This window comes from Burkholderia sp. Bmkn7 (assembly GCF_041103175.1).
Classification (GTDB): domain Bacteria; phylum Pseudomonadota; class Gammaproteobacteria; order Burkholderiales; family Burkholderiaceae; genus Burkholderia; species Burkholderia cepacia.
In genome coordinates this window covers 3,570,855-3,591,699 of record NZ_JBGCUH010000003.1, presented here as the reverse complement: position 1 = coordinate 3,591,699, position 20,845 = coordinate 3,570,855, and the positions used below count along the sequence as shown (strand labels likewise).

General features: G+C 66.9%; 16 protein-coding genes and 1 pseudogene. 2 read left to right on the top strand and 15 right to left on the bottom strand.

The window, feature by feature from the left end; translation table 11 throughout:
* Positions 1 to 47 precede the first annotated feature (47 nt).
* The 6 genes and pseudogenes from AB3K92_RS38305 to aceK all read right to left on the bottom strand — a co-directional run.
* Positions 48 to 349 (bottom strand): annotated as a pseudogene (locus AB3K92_RS38305) (hypothetical protein); the annotation flags it as partial.
* Positions 350 to 712: 363 nt separating this feature from the next.
* Positions 713 to 1,987, bottom strand: a complete 1,275-nt coding sequence (locus AB3K92_RS38300; RefSeq protein ID WP_219706979.1) for a dienelactone hydrolase family protein — start codon at positions 1,985 to 1,987, stop codon at positions 713 to 715.
* 107 nt (positions 1,988 to 2,094) lie between these two features.
* Positions 2,095 to 2,532, bottom strand: coding sequence for a YchJ family protein (locus AB3K92_RS38295; RefSeq protein ID WP_060158869.1), 438 nt, complete (start codon positions 2,530 to 2,532; stop codon positions 2,095 to 2,097).
* A gap of 59 nt (positions 2,533 to 2,591) precedes the next feature.
* Complete coding sequence (locus AB3K92_RS38290; RefSeq protein WP_021157400.1) at positions 2,592 to 3,269, bottom strand: SDR family oxidoreductase; 678 nt, start codon at positions 3,267 to 3,269, stop codon at positions 2,592 to 2,594.
* A 102-nt stretch (positions 3,270 to 3,371) separates the two neighbouring features.
* Positions 3,372 to 4,142, bottom strand: coding sequence for a carbonate dehydratase (gene can / locus AB3K92_RS38285; RefSeq protein ID WP_021157399.1), 771 nt, complete (start codon positions 4,140 to 4,142; stop codon positions 3,372 to 3,374).
* A gap of 61 nt (positions 4,143 to 4,203) precedes the next feature.
* On the bottom strand, positions 4,204 to 6,021 hold the full coding sequence (gene aceK, locus AB3K92_RS38280) for a bifunctional isocitrate dehydrogenase kinase/phosphatase (RefSeq protein ID WP_369466831.1): 1,818 nt from the start codon (positions 6,019 to 6,021) through the stop codon (positions 4,204 to 4,206).
* Positions 6,022 to 6,326: 305 nt separating this feature from the next.
* Here aceK and AB3K92_RS38275 point away from each other — a divergent pair, with 305 nt between their 5' ends.
* Positions 6,327 to 7,406 carry an MBL fold metallo-hydrolase gene (locus AB3K92_RS38275; protein ID WP_369466830.1) on the top strand — a complete coding sequence of 360 codons (1,080 nt, stop codon included), beginning with the start codon at positions 6,327 to 6,329 and terminating at the stop codon, positions 7,404 to 7,406.
* A gap of 16 nt (positions 7,407 to 7,422) precedes the next feature.
* On the opposite strand, the gene AB3K92_RS38270 is transcribed toward AB3K92_RS38275, so the two are convergent.
* The 6 genes from AB3K92_RS38270 to argS all read right to left on the bottom strand — a co-directional run bounded on the left by AB3K92_RS38270 (position 7,423) and on the right by argS (position 15,752).
* Positions 7,423 to 9,069 carry an ABC-F family ATP-binding cassette domain-containing protein gene (locus tag AB3K92_RS38270; protein WP_369466829.1) on the bottom strand — a complete coding sequence of 549 codons (1,647 nt, stop codon included), beginning with the start codon at positions 9,067 to 9,069 and terminating at the stop codon, positions 7,423 to 7,425.
* A gap of 199 nt (positions 9,070 to 9,268) precedes the next feature.
* Complete coding sequence (locus AB3K92_RS38265) at positions 9,269 to 10,864, bottom strand: ABC transporter substrate-binding protein (RefSeq protein ID WP_369466828.1); 1,596 nt, start codon at positions 10,862 to 10,864, stop codon at positions 9,269 to 9,271.
* Between the two features lie 585 nt (positions 10,865 to 11,449).
* On the bottom strand, positions 11,450 to 12,223 hold the full coding sequence (locus tag AB3K92_RS38260; RefSeq protein WP_021162605.1) for an SDR family oxidoreductase: 774 nt from the start codon (positions 12,221 to 12,223) through the stop codon (positions 11,450 to 11,452).
* 19 nt (positions 12,224 to 12,242) lie between these two features.
* Positions 12,243 to 12,881: a thiol:disulfide interchange protein DsbA/DsbL gene (locus AB3K92_RS38255; RefSeq protein ID WP_021162606.1), complete on the bottom strand. Its 639-nt coding sequence runs from the start codon at positions 12,879 to 12,881 to the stop codon at positions 12,243 to 12,245.
* A gap of 69 nt (positions 12,882 to 12,950) precedes the next feature.
* Entirely contained in the window at positions 12,951 to 13,853 is a 903-nt protein-coding gene (locus AB3K92_RS38250; protein ID WP_048026272.1) for an SPOR domain-containing protein, read from the bottom strand.
* Positions 13,854 to 13,970: 117 nt separating this feature from the next.
* Positions 13,971 to 15,752: an arginine--tRNA ligase gene (gene argS, locus AB3K92_RS38245; RefSeq protein ID WP_060051696.1), complete on the bottom strand. Its 1,782-nt coding sequence runs from the start codon at positions 15,750 to 15,752 to the stop codon at positions 13,971 to 13,973.
* 200 nt (positions 15,753 to 15,952) lie between these two features.
* Here argS and AB3K92_RS38240 point away from each other — a divergent pair, with 200 nt between their 5' ends.
* Positions 15,953 to 16,276: a DUF1840 domain-containing protein gene (locus AB3K92_RS38240; RefSeq protein WP_006489103.1), complete on the top strand. Its 324-nt coding sequence runs from the start codon at positions 15,953 to 15,955 to the stop codon at positions 16,274 to 16,276.
* Between the two features lie 115 nt (positions 16,277 to 16,391).
* Here the strand turns inward: AB3K92_RS38240 and metH are convergent, their stop codons facing one another.
* The 3 genes from metH to AB3K92_RS38225 all read right to left on the bottom strand — a co-directional run bounded on the left by metH (position 16,392) and on the right by AB3K92_RS38225 (position 20,679).
* Positions 16,392 to 19,109, bottom strand: coding sequence for a methionine synthase (gene metH / locus AB3K92_RS38235; protein WP_059586316.1), 2,718 nt, complete (start codon positions 19,107 to 19,109; stop codon positions 16,392 to 16,394).
* Between the two features lie 42 nt (positions 19,110 to 19,151).
* Positions 19,152 to 20,219 carry a homocysteine S-methyltransferase family protein gene (locus AB3K92_RS38230; RefSeq protein ID WP_059619633.1) on the bottom strand — a complete coding sequence of 356 codons (1,068 nt, stop codon included), beginning with the start codon at positions 20,217 to 20,219 and terminating at the stop codon, positions 19,152 to 19,154.
* A gap of 202 nt (positions 20,220 to 20,421) precedes the next feature.
* Positions 20,422 to 20,679 carry a DUF3567 domain-containing protein gene (locus AB3K92_RS38225; protein WP_006477667.1) on the bottom strand — a complete coding sequence of 86 codons (258 nt, stop codon included), beginning with the start codon at positions 20,677 to 20,679 and terminating at the stop codon, positions 20,422 to 20,424.
* Between the last annotated feature and the right edge of the window lie 166 nt (positions 20,680 to 20,845).

Genomic DNA, 20,845 nt, shown 5'->3' with positions numbered 1-20,845 from the left:
GTGTCATTGCTGCGGCGTAAGGCAGTGGCGTTTCCACTCGTAGACTTCTACACGTCGTAACTTGCCTCCTCATCATCCCAGATGCACTGCCGTGATCGCGTCCTCTCGTGCCCCGACTCGCGGCTGATCGCCTGCCGCGCCTGCGCATCCAAGGCGCGCTGCGCAAGCGTCAGTGACCGCGCCGAAGGCCGCCCGCAGCCGGCGTCTTCCAGTCCGCCAACGCTTCGTAACGATCCTGCGCGTAACGATGCCGCAGGCCGTGCATGTTGCTCAGGCCGGCCGCCTTGCACTGCCCATCGTATGTGTAGCGCTGCTGGATATAGCTCTTGTGCGTCCGGATCAACGATCCCGCGCTGGACGTAGCCTTTGGACGGGCGCCGCCGAGACCACTGCGTTGCACGAAGATGGCCGCCTCGTTCTGCTGAACGCGTCGCGAGATGCGCACACAGGTGCTTCTCCAACTCGTGCGGTTTCCGCGAGGACGGTTGGGCTGGCTGCCGCAGCTTGATTGACCTTCATGTTCGTAAAATCGATCGTTGGATCGATTGTGATCGAAATAACGATCATCACGGACTACGCTGGCGCGAATTCAAGTCGATTGCTCGTAAAAACGAGCATTACGTCTCGCGTGCTCGATTTGACGAGCAGGCGGTAGAGCGCCGCGACGATCGTGAATGGAGGGGGCGCAAAGCGGGAGGAGCGAAGCCGCGCGTCAGCGCGAAGCCAGTGCGCGCGTATCGGTATCGCGGGTGTGATCGTCGCCGTTGTCGGCCGTCTGCGTGTTCGTGTTCCACACGACCCGGTCGTTGACCGCATACAGCCGGCACGCGCCCGCGCCCTGCTTCGCGCAGTTGTCGAGCGCGAGCGCCATCGGGTCGTCGCCGCCTTCGGCCCACGACCATGCGCCTTCCGACGACACCGCGAACGCGCGGCTCGGATGCTGGTTCAGGAAGCGGCGATAGCCTTCACGGCCGGCTTCGTCGACATACGGCACCGCGTTGACCGCGTCGATCGACGCGTAGCCGGTGGCTTTCGGCTCGTGCGGGTTCGCGACCGCGTAGCGCACCGAGGTCGGCAGGTTCAGCTGCGCGAGGAACGCGTTGACGGCCGGCCACCACACGGGCACGCCGTCGCGATCGACGATCAGCCGGTGCGCGTCGTCCTTGTAGCGGCCGAAATCGATGAACTGGGCCTGCGTGCCGTGCGACACGTACGCGTCGTGCATCTGCGCGACCAGCCCGGGCGTCCACACCGAATCGTTGTCGCCGTACAGCCACAGCGACCGCACGGCCGTGTGCGCGCCGTACTGGTCGAACGCGTCGACGAGGTTGCGCTGCCAGCCGTCGCACAGGTCCTGGCGCAGCCCGCCGGAGAAGTTGATGATGCCGCGCACGCCCGGTGCGGCTTCGGTGCCGTACGCGACCGATACGAGGCCGCCGTGCGACGTGCCGGCGACGACGATGCGCGACGCATCGACATACGGCTGGCGCGACATGTAGCGCACCGTCGCGTCGACGTCGGCTGCTTGAGCGAGGCCGTTCTTGCCGACGTTGCAGCCTTCCTGCTGGTACGTGCCGTCCGAGCCCGCGAAGCCCTGGCGGTTCGGCGCGATCACCGCATAACCGCGGCGCACGAATTCGCGCGCGAACGCGAGCGGCCGGCTGCGCGGCTGCTGATGGAGATCGCCGGTGTTCTTGCCGTGGTTGAAGACGACGAGCGGGAACGGGCCGGGGCCGTTCGGCTTGAAGAGCGTCGCCTCGAGCGTGACGGTGCCCGATGCGTCGGCCGGAATGCGGAGGATCTGTTCGTTCAGGTCGGCGGCGACCTGAGGCAGGTTCGAATCGCCGTAGTCGAAGCGTTCGGCATGGGCGAGCGACCCGCTGGCGCCGGCGCCCGTCCCCGTATTGGCGTTCGACAACGTACCGGCCTGAGCGGCCGACAGCGCGCAGGCCGCCATCCATCCCACCAATACCTTGCTGAACGCCATTCGTAAGCCCTGCCATGCAACATGACTGATCTGAGGGCCATCCTAGCCCGACAAATTCAGGTTGTGCAATGCGGGAATTACCCGGCGTCTGACACAGCAACTATTTGTCAACGTTCACTTACTTCGCCGTCGACGTAACGCCAGAAACCGTGCTCGTCGCGCTCGAAACGGCTCGTCTCGTGGAGCCGGTAAGCGCGTCCGCCGATCTTGTAGCGGGCCACGAATTCGACCTCCGCGTGCCGTTCGTCGAGCGGCACGTGGCGTTTGACCGTGAGGCCGAGCCAGCGCGGCGCGTCGGGTGCCTCGGGGTCGGTGTCGAGATCGGGCGGGCAGGTGTGCGCGGCCCACGTCGCGCGCAGGTAGCCGGTCGCACCGAGCACGTACGCGCTGTACCGCGAACGCATCAACTCGAGTGCGCTCGGCGCGGCTTCGCCGCCGTCGATGAAGCGGCCGCAGCAGGCCGCGTAGCGGGGCGCCGGCGCTTTGCCGGCGGGAGTGGGGGACGCGCCGCCGCACGGGCACGCGTCAGGTCGGTTCAAAATCATGCGAAACGGGAATTAACGACGTCCGGTTGTCGGCTGACTACCGGTTGACCACCGGCTGACTACCAGCTCAGCTCGATGCCGTCGTACTGGAAGAAACGGCCGTTTGCCTGCGACACGTCCGCGCCGGATTCGGCGATCACGCGGCGCATGCCGGTCACGCTGGTTTCCGGATCGATCGCGGCCTGCGCGCCGCCCATGTCGGTGCGCACCCAGCCGGGATGGAGCGAGATGCACGCGGCGTGGCGCGTCTGCAGCGACGCGATGCGCAGCACGTCGTTCAGCGCGGCCTTGCTCGCGCGGTACAGCCAGCCGGTCGTGCCGGTCGCCTCGGCGATGCTGCCCATCCGGCTCGACACGACGGCGAGCACGCCGCGTGCGTCCTCGACGAGCGGCAGCAGGATCGGCAGCAGCTGCATCGGCCCGCGCACGTTCGTATGCATCACCGCGTCGAAATCCTCGGCGGTGATCGTCTCGACGCCCTCGGTGCGCGGCCCGTAGACGCCCGACACCATCACGGCCGCATCGAGCCGCTCGCCGTCGAGCTTCCAGCCGAGCGCCGCGATCTGCTCGGGCTGCGTGATGTCGAGCGCATGTGCTTGCGCGCCGAGCGCGCGCAGCGCGTCGAGCGAGGCGTCGTCGCGCGCGGTGGCGATCACGTTCCAGCCGTCGCGCCGGTATTGCCGGACGAATTCGCGGCCGAGGCCGCGCGATGCACCGACGATCAATGCGGTTTTCATGCCCGTCGCTCCTTTGCTTGGCGCCGCCCTGGCGGTACCGGTGTCAGATCCGTTCGATGCGCATCGCGGCCGCGCGGCGTCGGCCGCCCGCCGGCTTGCGCGTTACTTCGCGTCGTCGCACGGCTTCAGCGTGTCGGCCACCGCCTGCGCGACGCCTTCGAGCCGCCGCGCGGCGTCCGCCGCGATCATGTCGTTGTCCGGCGCATGGTTGCCGCCGGCGGTGAGCGCGGCCACGCAGCGCTTGTAGGTCTCGTCGAGCGCGTCGAAGTTCGACACGGCCATCCCGAGGTTGCGCATCCGGCCGTCGTGCACGCCGTACACGAGCCCGTGCACGGTGAGCGACTGGCCGCGGGCCCACGCGTCGTTGACGATCGTCGTGCGGCATACGTTGACGACCTGCTCGATCGCGTTCAGCTCGATCAGGCGGCGATAGCGCGCTTCGCCGACCGGCCAGTCCTCGAGCAGCGCCGCGTGGCGCTCGCGCACGTCCTGCACGTGATGCAGCCAGTTGTCGGCGAGGCCGACGCGGCGGTTGAGCAGCGCGGCATTCACGCCCGAGCAGCCGTAGTGGCCGACGACCATGATGTGCTTCACGCGCAGGATGTCGACCGCGAACTGGATCACCGACAGGCAGTTCAGGTCGCTGTGCACGACCACGTTCGCGATGTTGCGATGGACGAACACTTCGCCCGGCGGCAGGCCGATGATCTGGTTCGCGGGCACGCGCGAATCCGAGCAGCCGATCCACAGGTATTCCGGCGCCTGCTGGTCGGCGAGACGCGCGAAGAACTGCGGATCGTCCTCGAGCTTGCGTTTGACCCACGCATCGTTGTTGTCGAACAGGTGGGAAAGCGGATTGTCTTGGGTGTTCATCGGTGTGGCTTCCGTTGACGGAAATCGGGTCGGTACGGTATCGGGTTCGGTGCAACCGGCGTCAGGCGGCGCGCTGCGCGTCGCCTTCGCCGTCGTTCTGGTCCGTCGCGCCGAAGCGGTCGGGGTAGCGCACGCTGAAGCGCAGCGATGCGTCGTAGGGATAAAAATCGGGCAATTCACCCTGCAGCAGCTTGTCCTTGCTGGCCTGCCACAGCGCGGGATCGAAAAAGTCCGCGTGATGCTTCATGAAGACGTCGCGCACGCGCGGGTCGCCGAGCAGGAACGGCCCGTAGGTCTCCGGGAAGATGTCGTGCGGGCCGACGGTATACCACGGTTCGCCGGACAGCTCGTCTTCCTCGTTGCGCGGCGGCGGCACGCGGCGCACGTTGCAGTCGGTCAGGTACTCGATCTCGTCGTAGTCGTAGAACACGACGCGGCCATGGCGCGTGACACCGAAGTTCTTGTACAGCATGTCGCCGGGGAAGATGTTCGCCTTCATCAGCTCCTTCACCGCGTTGCCGTACTCCTTCACGCCGTGCTCGACGTCGGTATCGGTGCCGTTCTGCAGGTACAGGTTCAGCGGCGTCATCCGGCGCTCGATGTACAGGTGCTTGATCACGAGATTGTCGTCCTCGTATTCGAGCAGCGACGGCACTTCCTTTTCCAGCTCGCGCACGAGCGCGTGGTCGAGCCGCGCGAGCGGCAGCGCGACGCTCGAATACTCGAGCGTATCGGCCATCCGCCCGAGGCGGTCGTGGCGCTTCACGAGCTGATACTTCTCCATGATCTGCGCACGCGTCGTTTCCTTCGGCGGGGGGAAGTGATCCTTGATGATCTTGAACACGTACGGGAACGACGGCAGCGTGAACACGAGCATCACGAGGCCCTTGATCCCGGGCGCGATGATGAAGCGGTCGCTCGAATGCGACAGATGGTGCAGCAGGTCGCGATAGAACAGGTTCTTGCCCTGCTTCTGCAGGCCGACCGACGTGTAGATCTCGGCCTTCGGCTTGCCGGGCATGATCGTGCACAGGAAGTCGACGTACGCGGACGGCACGCCCATGTCGACGAGGAAATACGAGTGCGAGAAGCCGAAGATGATCATCAGCTGGTCGCGGCGCAGCAGCACGGTGTCGAGCGAGAGCACGCCCGGACGCACGTGGCGGATCGGCACCGCGAACGGCAGCACGCGGTCGGCGTTGATGATGCGGCCGACGATGTACGCGCTCTTGTTGCGGAAGAACAGCGACGACAGCACGTGGATCTGGAAATTCGGCGCTTCGTCGAAGTGGCCGAATTCGTCGTGGATCGCCTGCATCACGCAGCCGATGTCGCGCGGGAGATCGTCGAACGCCGGCTCGAGCTGGAAGTTCGTGACGATGCGCTCGAGGGTGGCCTCGAGCCCGTCGGTGCCCGGATAGTACGCGCGGTAGGTCGGCTTCGCGGCCGGCTCGTCGTTCTCGAGATACTCGGTCGAGATCGCCGGGCGCACGAAGATGAAATCGTTGCTGAAGTACGAGCGGTGCAGGATCTTGCAGCACACCGAATTGAAAAACGTCTCCGCGCACTCGGGCTGGCGGTGCGACGTGAGCAGGCCGATGTAGTGCAGCTTGATCTGCTGCCACACTTCGTCGTCGATGTTTTCCGCGTCGTATTCGTCTTCCAGCACCTCGACGCATTCCTTCACGCGATCGTCGTACGACGTGATCCGCTCCCGCGCGAGCCGCTGCAGCCCGTGCCAGTCGCCTTGCTCGAACAGCATCTTCGCTTCGACGGCCGCGTCGCGGAAGATCCGGTAGTGGCGGTCGAAATTTTCGAGCATCGTCTGCGCGACGTCGAAACCGATCTGCGAAGACAGCAGTTTGGGGAAGTGATTCATTGCGTGCAGGCTCGTTCGAGAGGGGCTGTAAGCACTCGCCATTTTAGCGCCCAAGTCGGCGTTTCAATGACTTTCGGGGGGACGCGCCCACGGCCCTCAATCGGCGCGTTGTTCGCCGTTGCGTGCCGTTCGGTGCATCTTCGCGTAAAGATACTGGTACGGAACCGATTCTGGCACGAACTTTTTTTGACCGGCAGGCGGCCGCCGGGCACGCGTCGAGCGCGACGGCGATAGAATCGACGCGACGCCCGCCGCGGCCTGCCGCCGGCGCGCATTCGCACCGATAACGACGAGACGCCCCACCGATGAACGCACTGGAACACCAACTCGACTACCCCTTCGCCGACACGCTGCCCGCCGCGGGCGACACGTTCGAGGTCGCGCCCGGCGTGCGCTGGCTGCGCATGCCGCTGCCGTTCTCGCTCGATCACATCAACCTCTGGCTGCTGCGCGACGAGATCGACGGGCAGGCCGGCTGGACGATCGTCGATTGCGGGATCTCGTCGGAGGCGATCCGCACGCACTGGGAGCAGATCTTCGACACGCACCTCGACGGCCTGCCCGTGCTGCGGGTGCTCGTCACGCACTGCCACCCCGATCACTTCGGCCTCGCGAACTGGCTGTGCGAAGGCGGCGACAAGGGCCGCTGGAACGTGCGGCTGTGGATGACGCTCGGCGAGTACATGTTCGGCTGCCTGATGGCGGCCGGCAACGGCTCGAACGCGGGCGGCGCGGCGGCCGCCGATCACTTCGCGCGCCACGGGCTCACCGATCCGGCTGCGCTCGACAAGCTGCGCAACCGTCGCCACTACTACTCGGATCTCGTGCCGGCCGTGCCGCCGCGCTACCGGCGCCTGCGTGAAGGCGATGCGGTGACGATCGGCGCGCGCACGTGGCGCGTCGTGACCGGCTTCGGCCATTCGCCTGAACATTGCGCGCTGCATAGCGAAGCGGACGGCGTGCTGATTTCCGGCGACATGGTGCTGCCGCGCATCTCGACGAACGTATCCGTGTTCGACCTCGAACCGGAGGCGAATCCGCTCGCGCTGTACCTGCAGTCGCTCGGCCGTTACGAGACGATGGCGCCCGATACGCTGGTGCTGCCGTCGCACGGCAAGCCGTTCCGCGGCGTGCGCACGCGCATCGCGCAACTGCGCGAACACCATGACGCGCGCCTGGCCGAAGTGCGCGTCGCATGCGCGGAAAAGCCGATGAGCGCGGCCGACATCGTGCCGATCATGTTCCGCCGCCGCGAACTCGACATCCACCAGATGACGTTCGCGCTCGGCGAGGCGCTCGCGCACCTGAACCTGCTGTGGCTCGCGGGCGAGCTCATGCGCGAGCAGGGGGACGACGGCGTGCTGCGGTTCCGCACCGCCGGCTGACACCGCTTCGTTCTCCTCATGTGACGGGTTCGTAGCGCCACCCGTCGCGATGCCACTGCATCGTGTGCGTCGGGTCGAGCGCCGCGAGAAACGCGGTGTCGTGCGAGGCGACCACGATCGCACCGGGGAAGCCGGCCAGTGCGGCTTCGATCGCGCGCACCGATTCGAGATCGAGGTGGTTGGTCGGCTCGTCGAGCAGCAGCAGTTGCGCGGGCGTGCCGCGCCACAACGCGCATGCGAGCGCGGCCTTCAGCCGTTCGCCGCCGCTCAGCTGACGTGCCGGCTGCGTCGCGCGCGCCGCATCGAGCTGCAGCAGCGCGAGCCGGCTGCGCAGTTCGCCCTCGGCGAGCGGCGTATCGAGCAGCCCAAGTTGTTCGACGATCGAGCGCTCCGGATCGAGCAGCGCGAGCCGCTGGTCGAGATACGCGGCGCTCACGTGCGTCGTGCAGGTGCCCGAGCACGGCGCGAGCTCGCCCGCGAGCATCCGCAGCAGCGTCGATTTCCCGCAGCCGTTCGGGCCCGTCAGCGCGATGCGCACGGGGCCGCTCGCCGACCACGTGATGCCGTCGGTGTCGCTCGCGACGAGCCACGGCAGTCGCGCGCGTTCGAGCGTGAACAGCTGGCGGCGTGCGCTGACCTCGGTGCCCGGCAGCGACACCAGCACGGGCGCGTCGGCTTCGACGCGCGCGGCCGCCTGCTGCACGCGTTCGTCGAGCGTCGCCTTGAAGTCGTTCTGGTGGCGCCGCACCTGCCCCATGATGTTGCGCGCCGCGCCCTTGCGGCTTTGTTTCGCTCCCGACGACAGGTTGGCCGTCTTCGCATCGCGCAGCGACGCGGCCGCGTGGCGCTGGATCGTGTCGTGTTCCTGTTCGAGCCTGCGCCTCGCGCGCCCGCGCTCGGCACGTGCGTTGTCGAGCGCCGCTTGCGCGGCATCCTGATCCGCGTCGCGCTGCGCGCGGTAGAACGCGTAGTTGCCGCCGTACGAACGCACGCCTTGTGGCGTCAGCTCGACGATGCGCTGTACGTCGGCGAGCAGCGCACGGTCGTGGCTCACGATGACGAGGCCGCCGCGCCAGCCGTCGAGTGCCGCGCGCAGCCACGCGCGGCCCGGCGCGTCGAGGTGGTTGGTCGGTTCGTCGAGCACGAGCAGGCCGGCGCCCGACAGCAATGCGCCGATCAGCGCGACGCGCGCGCGCTGTCCGCCGCTGAGTGCGTGCGCGGGCGTGTCGGCGCGCACGTCGTGCAGGCCGGCCGCGTCGAGCGCCGCGCGCAGCCGTTCCGCGAGATCCCAGCGATCGCCGATCAGGTCGAAGTCGTGCGGTTCCGCGCGGCCGTCCGCGAGACGCGCGAGCGCGCCGAGCGGCGCATCGAGCGCGGCGACCTGCGAGACGGTGCGCGGGTTTGCCGCCGCGTTGCCGTCGTCATGCTGCTGCGCGACGTAGACGACGGGCGTGTGCCGCTCGATCGTCCCCGTGCTCGGCGCGCAGCGGCCCGCGATCAGTTGCGCGAGCTGGCTCTTGCCGATGCCGTTGCGGCCGACGATGCCGGTCGGCGTGCGGTCGATGGAAAGGTCGAGCGAATCGAACAGCGTGACGCCGTCGTCGAAGCGGAAGGAAACGTGATGAAGCACGACGAGCGCGCCGGTGGGCGTGGCAGCAGCCATAAGCACCTCCAAAAATGCGTGAAGACCTTCGCGCGCGGCGTGCGTGGCACGGCGGCGAAAACATTTCGGGAAGGCTTAGTTGTTCACTTTGGCTGGCGTCCGGTATGAGGAATGAGCGCGCAGTGTAGCAAGCGCGGCGCGCGGGCCGCAAGCGACGGCCCGACGCACCGTCGCTTGCGTGCCACGCGCGAGGGTCGCGTTACTGCACGGCGACCGTCGTGAAGTTCTGCCGTCCGAACGGGCTCACGTGATAGCCGCTCACGCTCGTACGCGTGAGCGCGGCCGCGGTCGGGTAGCCGAGCGGAATCCACAGTGCCTGATCGTGGATGATCTTCTGCGCCGATTCATACAGCTTCGCGCGCTTGGCCTGGTCGGCGGTCGACTTGCCGTCGGCGATCAGCTTGTCGAGCTGCGCGTCGCAGAAACGCGCGAAGTTGATGCCCGACTTCACCGCATTGCAGCTGAACAGCGGCGACAGGTAGTTGTCCGGATCGCCGTTGTCGCCGGCCCAGCCCATGAACAGCATGTCATGCTGGCCGAGCTTCGCCTGCTTGATCAGTTCGCCCCATTCGATCACCTTGACCTCGGCCTTCACGCCGATCTTCGCGAGATCGGCCTGCAGCAGCTCCGCGCCGACCTTCGGGTTCGGGTTCAGCACGCTGCCGGTCGGGCGCGTCCAGATCGTCGTCGAGAAGCCGTTCGGGAAGCCGGCCTGCGCGAGCAGCTGCTTCGCCTTCGCGGGATCGTACGCATACGGCGCGACGTCCTTCGCGTAGCTCCACGTATTCGGCGGATACGGGTTGTTCGCGGCCGTCGCGGTGTTGTCGAACACGACCTTCAGGTAGGTCGCGCGGTCGAACGCGAGGTTCAGCGCTTCACGCACCTTGTCGTTGTCGAGCGGCTTCTTCTGCGTGTTCAGCGCGACGAACGCGGTCATGAACGCGGGCGTCTGCACGACCTTCAGCGCACTTTCGCCCTTCGCGGCGAGCTCGTCCTGCGGCTTCGGCGACAGCGCGATCTGGCATTCGCCGGCCTTCACTTTCTGCAGGCGCACCGACGGGTCGGGCGTGATCGCGTAGATCAGCCGGTCGACCTTCGGCTTCGTGCCCCAGTACGTCGGGTTCGCGTCGTAACGGATCAGCGCGTCCTTCGTATAGCTCTTCAGCACGAACGGGCCGGTGCCGACCGGCTTCGCGTTCAGGTCGGCCTGCTTGCCGGCCTTCAGCAACTGGTCCGCGTATTCGGCCGAGTAGATCGACGCGAAGCCCATCGTCAGGATCGGCACGAACGTCGCGTTCGGTTCGTTCAGCACGAACTTCACGGTGCTGTCGTCGACCTTCGTGACCGATTTCACGAGCTTCACGAGGCCCATCGACTGCGCGTGCGGGAAGCCGCTCGCGCCGGCCACCTTGTGCCACGGGTTCGAATCGTCGAGCATCCGCGAGAACGTGAACACGACGTCGTCCGCGTTCAGCGCGCGGCCCGGCTTGAAATAGTCGGTGGTCTGGAACGCGACGTTCGGGCGCAGGTGGAACGTGTACGTGAGGCCGTCGGCGCTCGCTTCCCATTTGTCGGCGAGCGCGGGCACGACCTTCTTCGCGGCTTCGTCGTACGACACGAGCGTGTTGAAGATCACGTCGGCCGACGCGTTGGTCGTGACGAGCGAGTTGTACTGCACGACGTCGAAGCCGTCCGGGCTCGATTCCGTGCAGACGGTGAGCGGCTTGGCGGCGGCGAGGCCGGGGGCGGCGAGGGCGGCGGCGAGCGCGGCCGCGGCGAACAGCTTGACCTGCATAGGATCTCCCACGTGGCTTGTGTTTTTTGCTGGGTGACGGGATGCGGGCGCGGCCCGGAAGCGGGCAGGGCCGGCGCGGCTGGCGAATAGCATACCGTCAAAGCGCGCGACGCGTGGAAAAAGGCGCCTGAACGCGGTGAATTGACCGAAAAACGGCTGCGTTCGCGACGGAACGGGTGTTGGGGCGGCGAGCGGCGGAGCGCTGGCGCCGGGGAGGCCGGGCAGCGGCACCGCGAGGACGGCGCGGAAGCGTTGCGGGCCGGCCCCGCGAATCGAGGTGTCGAAGCCGTTGGGCGTCGGTGCGGAGAGGCGGAGAGGCGGAGAGGCGGAGAGGCGGAGAGGCGGAGAGGCGGAGAGGCGGAGAGGCGGAGAGGCGGAGAGGCGGAGAGGCGGAGAGGCGGAGAGGCGGAGAGGCGGAGAAGCGGAGAAGCGGAGAAGCGGAGAAGCGGAGAAGCGGAGAAGCGGAGAAGCGGAGAAGCGGAGAAGCGGAGAAGCGGAGAAGCGGAGAAGCGGAGAAGCGGAGAAGCGGAGAAGCGGAGAAGCGGAGAAGCGGCCCGCGATGCGTCACGCGGGCCGTTTGGGCGATCAGTGCGCGCCGGCCTTCGGCTTGCGCGGCGCCTTCTCGAACAGGCGGTCGTAGAGCCAGCGCGGCAGCACGTGCAGCACCTTCGCGACGACACCCATCTGCCACGGAATCACGCGGAACGCGTGCTGCCGCGCGATCGCCCGGGCCGCCCGCGCGGCGAAGCGGTCGGCGTCCATCAGGAACGGCATCCGGTACGGATTGTGCGCGGTCATCGGCGTGCGGATGTAGCCGGGCGCGATCGTCACGACGCCGACGCCGGCCGGCCGCAGCTCGACGCGCAGCGCTTCGAGGTACTTGATCGCGGCCGATTTCGACGCGCTGTACGCGCCGGAGCCCGGCAGCCCGCGCACGCCGGCGACGCTCGCGACACCGACCAGCGTGCCGTGGCGCGCGGCCGTCATCGGGCCGACGAACGGCTCGAACGTCGCGACCATCCCGTAGTAGTTGATGTCCATCACGTCGCGGAACGTCGCGAGATCGCCCTGGCCCGTGACGGCGCCCTGGCTGATGCCTGCGTTCGCGATCACGACGTCGGGGCAGCCGTGCGTCGCGATGAACGACGCGGCGGCCGTCGCGAGCGCGTCGGCGTCGCGCACGTCGGCGGAGTAGACGGAGATGGACAGCTTCGGGAAGCGCCGCGCGAACGCATCGAGGGCATCGGTGCGTCGCGCGACGAGTGCGAGCGTGGCGCCCTGGCGGGCGTATTCCTCGGCCATCGCGAGGCCGAGGCCGCTCGATGCGCCGGTGATGAAGACCTTCAGCGGAGTAGTCATGCCGGCGCGCGGGCGGGGATCAGAGCTTCTTGTCCTGAACCTGCTTCACGAGGAAGTCGAGCACCTGGGCGGTACCCGGGATGCTGTTCGCGTAAGCGGGGCCCGTCTTGTACTTGCCCTGGACGACGACCGTCGGCACGCCGTCGATCGCGTAGTCCTTCAGCAGCTTGGCCGACTGGTTCACTTCGCCCTGCACGCTGAACGAGTTGTATGCGTCCATGAACTGCTTCTTGTCGACGCCCTGCGTGGCCAGGAAGTCGGCCTGCGCCTGCGGCGTCAGCAGGTAGTTCTTCTGCTTGTGGATCGCGTTGAAGATCGCCGGCGTGACCTTCTCGGAGATGCCGAGCGCGGACACCGCGTAGAACAGCTTCGAGTGCGGGACGAAATCGTCACGGAATGCGACCGGGACGCGCTTGAAGTCGATGTTGCTGCCCTGCTTCTTCACCCAGGCCTCGATCGTCGGCTCGAATTCGTAGCAGTGCGGGCAGCCGTACCAGAAGAACTCGATCACCTCGACCTTGCCGGCGGGCGCGGACACCGGCTGCGGCGACTTCATTACCTCGAAGTCCTTGCCGGCGACCGGCGCGGCGGGCGAAGCCTGCGCGAGGCCGGCGGCCAGGCCCAGGGAAAGAAGGAGCGTGCTAAGCAGTTTTTTCATGTTGTGAACGTCGAATCAGTTGCTCGGGTTACGGAACGTAACGGGTTCTGAGTGGGCTCGGCCGGTTGCTTACTGCTTCGTGAAACGGATCACCGCCGTGTCGACACCTGCATCGGACAGGCGCTGGCGGGCCGAGTTCATATCCTCGAACTTCGAGAACGGGCCGACGCGCACGCGGAAGTACGTCACGCCGCTGACATCGCGCTTCGACACCTTCGACTCGAAGCCCTGGAAGCCGAGGCGCGCGCGCTGCTGCTCGGCGTCGCCTTCCGTCTTGTACGCGCCCACCTGCAGGAAGTAGCCGGTATTCGCGTCGTTCGCGGTCGGCGGCTTCGCTGCCGCGGCGGCCGTGGCCGACGAGGTCGGCTTCGGCGTGTTCGCGGCCAGTTGCTGCTGTTGCTGCTTTTGTGCGGCGGCTTGCTGCGCCTGCTTCTGCGCGGCGAAGCGTGCGAGGTCGTCCTCGCCGCCCTGCTGCTGCTGTTGCGCCTGCTGCGTCTTCTTCGGCGGCGGCGTGGTGTCGGCCGGCTTCGGCGCGACGGCGACGCCGTTGCCCGACGACGTGTTGTTCGACGCGGTCGTGCCGTTCGAGCTGCCGGTATTGTTCGAGCCGCTCGAGCCGTTGGCCGACGGCGGCACTTCGACGATCTGCGGTTCGGGCAGCAGGCCGCCCTGGGTCTGGTTCGCGGCCTGGCCGGGCGCGGTGTTCGGCGGTGCCGACTGGGCGGCCTGCGGCACCGGCTGGCCGGGCGTCTTGCCCTGCAGCGCACGGTTCGGATCGAACTGCTGCGGCTGGCTCGCGCCGTTGTCGGCCGGCGGCGGCGCAACCTTCGACACGAACGGCGACGGGGAACGCGTGATGTAGAGCGCCACCACCACCGCGATCGCGAGGCCGACGATCAGGCCCAGCACGATTCCAAGAAATGTCCCTCCGGCTTGTTTCGATTGTTTCGAAGTGCGGCGTGGTTGTGCCATTGCTTGAGTCACCTGCAAAAAGAATCGTGAAAAGGCTGCGGCGGGCGTCCGACGGAGGGTATCCGACGGCGGGCGCTGCCACGGCCATTCGCTGCCCGGTTCGGGCCGCTTGCGTCGTTACATCTTGGCGGGCGCGGACACGCCGAGCACCGCCAGACCGTTCTCGAGCACCTGCCGGGTCGCGGCGAGCAGCGCGGCGCGCGCATTGCGCGGCGCTTCGTCGTCCACCAGCACGCGCTCCGCATTGTAGAACGAGTGGAATTCACCAGCGAGGTCGCGCAGGTAGAACGCGACCGCGTGCGGCGCCAGCTCGTTCGCCGCGTGCGTGAGCATGTCCGGGTACTCGGCCAGCTTCTGCATCAGCGACGCCGCCTGCGCGCTCGTCAGCTGCGACAGGTCGGCGCTCGGCAGCTGCGCGACGTCGACGTTGTAGCGCGCCTTCAGTTCGTTGAGCACCGAGCAGATCCGCGCATGCGCGTACTGGACGTAATAGACCGGGTTCTCGTCGTTCTGTTTCAGCGCGAGGTCGATGTCGAACACGAACTCGGTATCGGCCTTGCGCGAGATCAGGAAGAACCGCACCGCGTCGCGGCCGCGCGTGATGGTCGCTTCGTCGATCAGGTCGGGCGCCGCTTCCTGGCCCGCCGCCGCGCCGCCCGACCATTCGATCAGGTCGCGCACCGTCACGTAGCTGCCCGCGCGCTTCGAGATCTTCACTTCCTGGCCGTCGCGCATCACGGTGACCATCTTGTGCAGCACGTAGTCGGGGTAGCCCTTCGGGATCCCGATGTGCAGGCCCTGCAGGCCGGCGCGCACGCGCGCGATCGTGCCGTGGTGGTCCGAACCCTGGATGTTGATCACCTTCGTGAAGCCGCGCTCCCACTTCGTCACGTGGTACGCGACGTCCGGCACGAAGTACGTGTACGTGCCGTCCGACTTGCGCATCACGCGATCCTTGTCGTCGCCTTCGTCGGTCGTGCGCAGCCACAGCGCGCCGTCCTGTTCGTAGGTCATGCCGGCCTTGATCAGCGCGTCGACCGTCTTCTCGACGCGGCCTTCGCTGTACAGCGACGACTCGAGGTAGTACTGGTCGAACTTCACGCCGAACGCCTGCAGGTCCATGTCCTGCTCGCGACGCAGGTACGTGACCGCGAACTTGCGGATCGCGTCGAGATCCTCGACGTCGCCCGTGCCCTTGACCGGCTCGCCGTCCGACGCGGCGACCGTTTCGCCTGCCAGGAAGTCGCGTGCGATGTCGGCGATGTATTCGCCGTTGTACGCGGCTTCCGGCCAGCCCGCGTCGCCCGGCTTCAGCCCGCGGGCGCGCGCCTGCGTCGAGATCGCGAGGTTGCCGATCTGCACGCCTGCGTCGTTGTAGTAGAACTCGCGGTGCACCGCGTAGCCCTGGCTCGCGATCACGTTCGCGAGCACGTCGCCGAGCGCGGCCTGGCGGCCGTGGCCGACGTGCAGCGGGCCGGTCGGGTTCGCCGACACGAATTCGAGCAGCACCTGCTTGCCTTTCTCGCGATCCGACGTGCCGAACGCGCGGCCCTGGTCGAACACGGCGGCGATCACCGCCTGCTTCGCGGCGGCCGACAGGCGCAGGTTGATGAAGCCGGGGCCGGCGATCTCGGCGGCGTCGACGAGGCCTTGCGCGCCCGGCTGGGCGGTCAGGGCGGCGACGATCTGTTCGGCGAGCTGGCGCGGGTTCGTGCCGAGCGGCTTGGCGAGCTGCATCGCGACGTTGCACGCGACGTCGCCGTGCGCGGCGACCTTCGGGCGCTCCAGCGTGATGGTCGGGGCGACGAACGCTGCGTCGGCGCCTTTCAGCGCGTGTGCGACCTGCTTGACGCTATCCGCGAGCAGGGCTTCGAGGGTCTGTTTGTGTGCTGGCAGCATGCTGGTAGAAGGCTTCGTTGGTGGCGGCCGGAAACGCCGGCCCGCCGGCGCGCTTTTTAAGCGCGCGTTTCAGGGATCGCAGAATTTTAACAGGTGCTAATATGCCGCTCAGGCGGCCCGCGTCCGCGAGGCCGGACGCCGGTCTGCCGGCGTTCCCCAACCGCGCCGCGCGGGCACAACAAGATGAAAAGGGAATTGTCATGATTACGTTCAAGAGCAAGGCGGCACAGGATCTCGACGTGCTGAAGGATTTCGCCGTGTATGTGCTGGGTCTCGTCGGCAAGCAGCTGGGCGAGCGCGGCGTGATTACGCACGACGAGCTGGACCACGCGATCGCCAAGCTGGAAGGCGCCGTTGCGCAGGCGAAGCAGGAGCGCGCCGAGCATGCCGGCCATTTCCACGAGGACGAAGCCGACCACGCGCACCACGAAGTGCCGCCGAGCCTGGCCCAGCGCGTCGCGCCGTTCCTCACGATGCTGCGCGAAGCGAAAGCCGGCCAGGCCGACGTGCACTGGGGCTTCTGAGCGTCCTTGCCCGGCGGTCCGAAAGGATCGAAAGGCAGAAAAAAAGCCCGCTTCCGAGCGGGCTTTTTCTTTTGTCTGACGATAGCGGGCGCCGATGCGTCCGCCGAAGGGCCGGTCAGAGCTGCGGCGCAAGCGCGCGGCGCGCGTCGTCGAGCGACAGCGCCATGCGCCGCGCGTAGTCCTCGAGCTGATCCTGTCCGATTTTCCCGACCGAGAAATACGTGCTGTCCGGATGCGCGAGATAGAAGCCCGACACGCTCGCGGCCGGCAGCATCGCCAGCGAGTCGGTCACGCTCATGCCGATCTCGTCCGCGTGCAGCACGTCGAACATGTCGCGCTTCACGAGGTGGTCGGGGCAGGCCGGGTAGCCGGGTGCCGGGCGGATGCCCGCGTACTTTTCCGCGATCAGCGCATCGTTGTCGAGCGTCTCGCCGCTCGCATAACCCCACAGCTCGCGCCGCACGCGCGCGTGCATTGCTTCCGCGAACGCTTCCGCGAAGCGGTCGGCGAGTGCCTTCAGCATGATCGCGCTGTAGTCGTCGTGGTCGGCTTCGAACTGCTTTTCCTTCGCGTCGACACCCAGGCCGGCCGTCACCGCGAACATCCCGATGTAGTCGGCGACGCCCGATTCCTTCGGCGCGATGAAGTCGGCGAGCGAGCGGTTCGGCCGCATCACGCCGTCGACCACCGGACGCACGCTCTGCTGGCGCAGGTTGCGCCACGTGAGCAGCACCTCGCTGCGCGACTCGTCGCTGTAGATCTCGATGTCGTCGTCGTTGACGGTATTCGCCGGCAGCAGCGAGATCACGCCGCTCGCGGTCAGCCAGCGGCCCTGGATCAGGCGCGAGAGCATCGATTTCGCGTCGGAGAACACGCGGCGTGCCGATTCGCCGACGATCTCGTCGTTCAGGATCGCCGGGTACGGGCCCGCGAGATCCCAGGTCTGGAAGAACGGGCCCCAGTCGATATAGTTCGCGAGCTCGTTCAGGTCGTAGTTCTTGAACACGCGGCGGCCGATGAACTTCGGCTTCACCGGCTGGTAGCCCGCCCAGTCGACCTTGGTCTTGTTCGCGCGCGCCTCGGCGAGCGTGACCATCGGCTGCGCCTTGCGGTTCGCGTGCTGGTCGCGGATGCGTTCGTAGTCGGACTTCAGCTCGTCGAGGTACTTCGCCGCGCCTTCGTCGGACAGCAGGCTCGATGCGACCGACACCGAGCGCGACGCGTCGGGCACGTAGACTACCGGGCCTTCGTAGTGCGGCGCGATCTTGACCGCCGTGTGCACGCGCGAGGTCGTCGCGCCGCCGATCAGCAGCGGGATCTTCTTCACGCGGAAGTAGTCGTCGCGCTGCATTTCGGACGCGACGTATGCCATTTCCTCGAGGCTCGGCGTGATCAGGCCGGACAGTCCGATGATGTCCGCGCCCTCGACCTTCGCCTTCGCGAGGATCTCGTTGCACGGGACCATCACGCCCATGTTGACGACTTCGAAGTTGTTGCACTGGAGCACGACCGACACGATGTTCTTGCCGATGTCGTGCACGTCGCCCTTCACGGTCGCGATGACGATCTTGCCCTTCGCGCGCACGTCGCCGCCCGCTTCCGCGAGCAGGCGCTTTTCTTCCTCGATGAACGGGATCAGGTGCGCGACCGCCTGCTTCATCACGCGCGCCGATTTCACGACCTGCGGCAGGAACATCTTGCCCTGGCCGAACAGGTCGCCGACGATGTTCATCCCGTCCATCAGCGGGCCTTCGATCACGTTGATCGGACGGCCGCCGGCCGCGGCGATCTTCGCGCGGACTTCTTCGGTATCCTCGACGATGAAGTTCGTGATGCCGTGCACGAGCGCATGCGAGAGCCGCTTCTCGACCGGCTGGTTGCGCCACTCGAGGTTCTCTTCCTTCTTCGCGCCGCCCGCCTTGAACTTGTCGGCGATTTCGAGCAAGCGGTCGGTCGAGTCGTCGCGGCGGTTCAGGATCACGTCCTCGACGCGCTCGCGCAGTTCCGCGTCGAGCTCGGCGTACACGCCGAGCTGGCCCGCGTTCACGATGCCCATGTCCATTCCCGCCTGGATCGCGTGGTACAGGAACACGGTGTGGATCGCCTCGCGCACCGGGTCGTTGCCGCGGAACGAGAACGACACGTTCGACACGCCGCCGCTCACCTTCGCATACGGCAGGTTCTGCTTGATCCAGCGGGTCGCCTCGATGAAGTCGACCGCGTAGTTGTTGTGCTCCTCGATGCCGGTCGCGACCGCGAAGATGTTCGGGTCGAAGATGATGTCTTCCGGCGGGAAGCCGCACTGGTTCACGAGCACGTCGTACGAGCGCTTGCAGATCTCGGTCTTGCGCGCGAACGTGTCGGCCTGGCCCTGCTCGTCGAACGCCATCACGACGGCCGCGGCGCCGTAGCGGCGGATCAGCTTCGCATGATGGACGAACGCCTCCTCGCCTTCCTTCAGCGAGATCGAGTTCACGATCGCCTTGCCCTGCACGCACTTCAGGCCCGCCTCGATGACTTCCCACTTCGACGAGTCGATCATGATCGGCACGCGCGCGATGTCCGGTTCCGACGCGATCAGGTTCAGGAAGCGCACCATCGCCGCCTTCGAATCGAGCATCGCCTCGTCCATGTTGATGTCGATCACCTGCGCGCCGTTCTCGACCTGCTGGCGCGCGACGGCGAGCGCCTCGTCGAACTGGCCGTTGAGGATCATGCGTGCGAACGCCTTCGAGCCGGTGACGTTGGTGCGCTCACCGACGTTGATGAAGAGCGTTCCGGACGTGACGTTGAACGGCTCGAGGCCGGCGAGGCGCATCATGTGATCGGTCATGGCGGTGCGAATTCTGGTGATGAAGGGCGTGGGGCGGTCGGGTCAGGCGTTGTCGCTGTACTGGTTCGGCCAGCGGCGCGGCTTCACGTCGGCGAGCGCCTTCGCGATCTCGGCGATGTGTTCGGGCGTCGTGCCGCAGCAGCCGCCCGCGAGGTTCACGAGCCCGGCTTGCGCGAATTCCTTCAGGAGCCCCGACGTGACGTCCGGCGTCTCGTCGAAGCCGGTCTCGGCCATCGGGTTCGGCAGGCCCGCGTTCGGGTAGCACGACACGTAGGTGTCGCACAGCTTCGCGAGCTCGGCGATGTACGGGCGCATCAGCGCCGCGCCGAGCGCGCAGTTCAGGCCGAACGTGAGCGGCTTCGCGTGACGCAGCGAGTTCCAGAACGCCTCGACGGTCTGGCCCGACAGGATCCGGCCCGACGCATCGGTGACGGTGCCCGAGATCATGATCGGCAGGCGCTCGCCGGTGTCCTCGAACAGTTCGTCGAGCGCGAACAGCGCGGCCTTTGCGTTCAGCGTGTCGAAGATCGTCTCGACGAGGAACAGGTCGACGCCGCCGTCGAGCAGTGCTTTCGCCTGCTGGTAGTACGACGTATGCAGCTCGTCGAACGTGACGTTGCGGGCGCCCGGATCGTTGACGTCCGGCGAAATGCTGGCCGTCTTCGGCGTCGGCCCGATCGCGCCGGCGACGAAGCGCGGCTTGTCCGGCGTCGCGTATTTCGCGGCCGATTCGCGTGCGAGCTTCGCCGATTCGACGTTCATCTCGACGACGAGATCTTCCATCTCGTAATCGGCCTGCGCGACGGTCGTCGCGCCGAACGTGTTGGTCTCGACGATGTCGGCGCCGGCCGCGAAGTACTGGTCGTGGATCTCGCGGATGATCTGCGGTTGCGTGATCGACAGCAGCTCGTTGTTGCCCTTGATGTCGCGCGGGAAATCCTTGAAGCGCTCGCCGCGATACGCGGCTTCGTCGAGCTTGTAGCGCTGGATCATCGTGCCCATCGCGCCGTCGAGGATCAGGATGCGCGATTTCAGCAGCGCAGGCAGGGCGGCGCCGCGCGTGTAGTGCGCGTCGAGCGGGACGGAAGCGGCGAGAGGAGTCGCAGACATGGGCGAAAGACCGGCGAAGACGGGAAAACCGTCATTGTAGCCGGTGCGCATGGGCGCCGCCCGGCCTTGCGCGGCGCCGGCCGGGCCGCCAAATGAAAACCCCCGCCCGGCGAACCGGGCAGGGGCATGATCGGAGTGCTCGCGGCGCCGCGTCGATGCGCGGCGAATGGCCCGGCCGCGCGAGGCGCCGGGCCGCGGGACGTCAGTGCAGTACGACGGGCATCATCATCAGGCTGTCGAATTGTCCGAGGAATTCGTCGACTTCATCGAGCGACGGTTCATCTTCGATCAGCTGCTTCACGTGTGCGCGGAATCGTTCGGCAAGTTCGCCGTCGATGAAGATCTCGCGCTGCGCATTCTTGTCGACGATTTCGTATCCGCCGGCATTCATCAGGTGGTGGCCGGCCTGCGGCGCGAATTCGACGACGCAGTAGTTGGGGCTGTTGTAGATCATTTGCATGGCGGCACTCCTCTTCGCAGTGGCATCTGGCCTTGTTGTCCCCTAGGTGGGGCGAGCCTTGCCGGTTTCAAGGGGCTTGCGCTGCACACCCCGTTCCCGTTTGCGTGGGGTGTATCGGTTAGAAGCCGATGTCTATGAAACGTTTCCCATTGTCGACCGGTGGACG

Excerpts from the sequence above, each read along its gene's own strand:
- AB3K92_RS38300 (WP_219706979.1), bottom strand. The coding sequence starts at position 1,987 with ATGGCGTTCAGCAAGGTATTGGTGGGATGGATGGCGGCCTGCGCGCTG.
- AB3K92_RS38295 (WP_060158869.1), bottom strand. The coding sequence starts at position 2,532 with ATGATTTTGAACCGACCTGACGCGTGCCCGTGCGGCGGCGCGTCCCCC.
- AB3K92_RS38290 (WP_021157400.1), bottom strand. The coding sequence starts at position 3,269 with ATGAAAACCGCATTGATCGTCGGTGCATCGCGCGGCCTCGGCCGCGAA.
- can (WP_021157399.1), bottom strand. The coding sequence starts at position 4,142 with ATGAACACCCAAGACAATCCGCTTTCCCACCTGTTCGACAACAACGAT.
- aceK (WP_369466831.1), bottom strand. The coding sequence starts at position 6,021 with ATGAATCACTTCCCCAAACTGCTGTCTTCGCAGATCGGTTTCGACGTC.
- AB3K92_RS38275 (WP_369466830.1), top strand. The coding sequence starts at position 6,327 with ATGAACGCACTGGAACACCAACTCGACTACCCCTTCGCCGACACGCTG.
- AB3K92_RS38270 (WP_369466829.1), bottom strand. The coding sequence starts at position 9,069 with ATGGCTGCTGCCACGCCCACCGGCGCGCTCGTCGTGCTTCATCACGTT.
- AB3K92_RS38265 (WP_369466828.1), bottom strand. The coding sequence starts at position 10,864 with ATGCAGGTCAAGCTGTTCGCCGCGGCCGCGCTCGCCGCCGCCCTCGCC.
- AB3K92_RS38260 (WP_021162605.1), bottom strand. The coding sequence starts at position 12,223 with ATGACTACTCCGCTGAAGGTCTTCATCACCGGCGCATCGAGCGGCCTC.
- AB3K92_RS38255 (WP_021162606.1), bottom strand. The coding sequence starts at position 12,881 with ATGAAAAAACTGCTTAGCACGCTCCTTCTTTCCCTGGGCCTGGCCGCC.
- AB3K92_RS38250 (WP_048026272.1), bottom strand. The coding sequence starts at position 13,853 with ATGGCACAACCACGCCGCACTTCGAAACAATCGAAACAAGCCGGAGGG.
- argS (WP_060051696.1), bottom strand. The coding sequence starts at position 15,752 with ATGCTGCCAGCACACAAACAGACCCTCGAAGCCCTGCTCGCGGATAGC.
- AB3K92_RS38240 (WP_006489103.1), top strand. The coding sequence starts at position 15,953 with ATGATTACGTTCAAGAGCAAGGCGGCACAGGATCTCGACGTGCTGAAG.
- metH (WP_059586316.1), bottom strand. The coding sequence starts at position 19,109 with ATGACCGATCACATGATGCGCCTCGCCGGCCTCGAGCCGTTCAACGTC.
- AB3K92_RS38230 (WP_059619633.1), bottom strand. The coding sequence starts at position 20,219 with ATGTCTGCGACTCCTCTCGCCGCTTCCGTCCCGCTCGACGCGCACTAC.
- AB3K92_RS38225 (WP_006477667.1), bottom strand. The coding sequence starts at position 20,679 with ATGCAAATGATCTACAACAGCCCCAACTACTGCGTCGTCGAATTCGCG.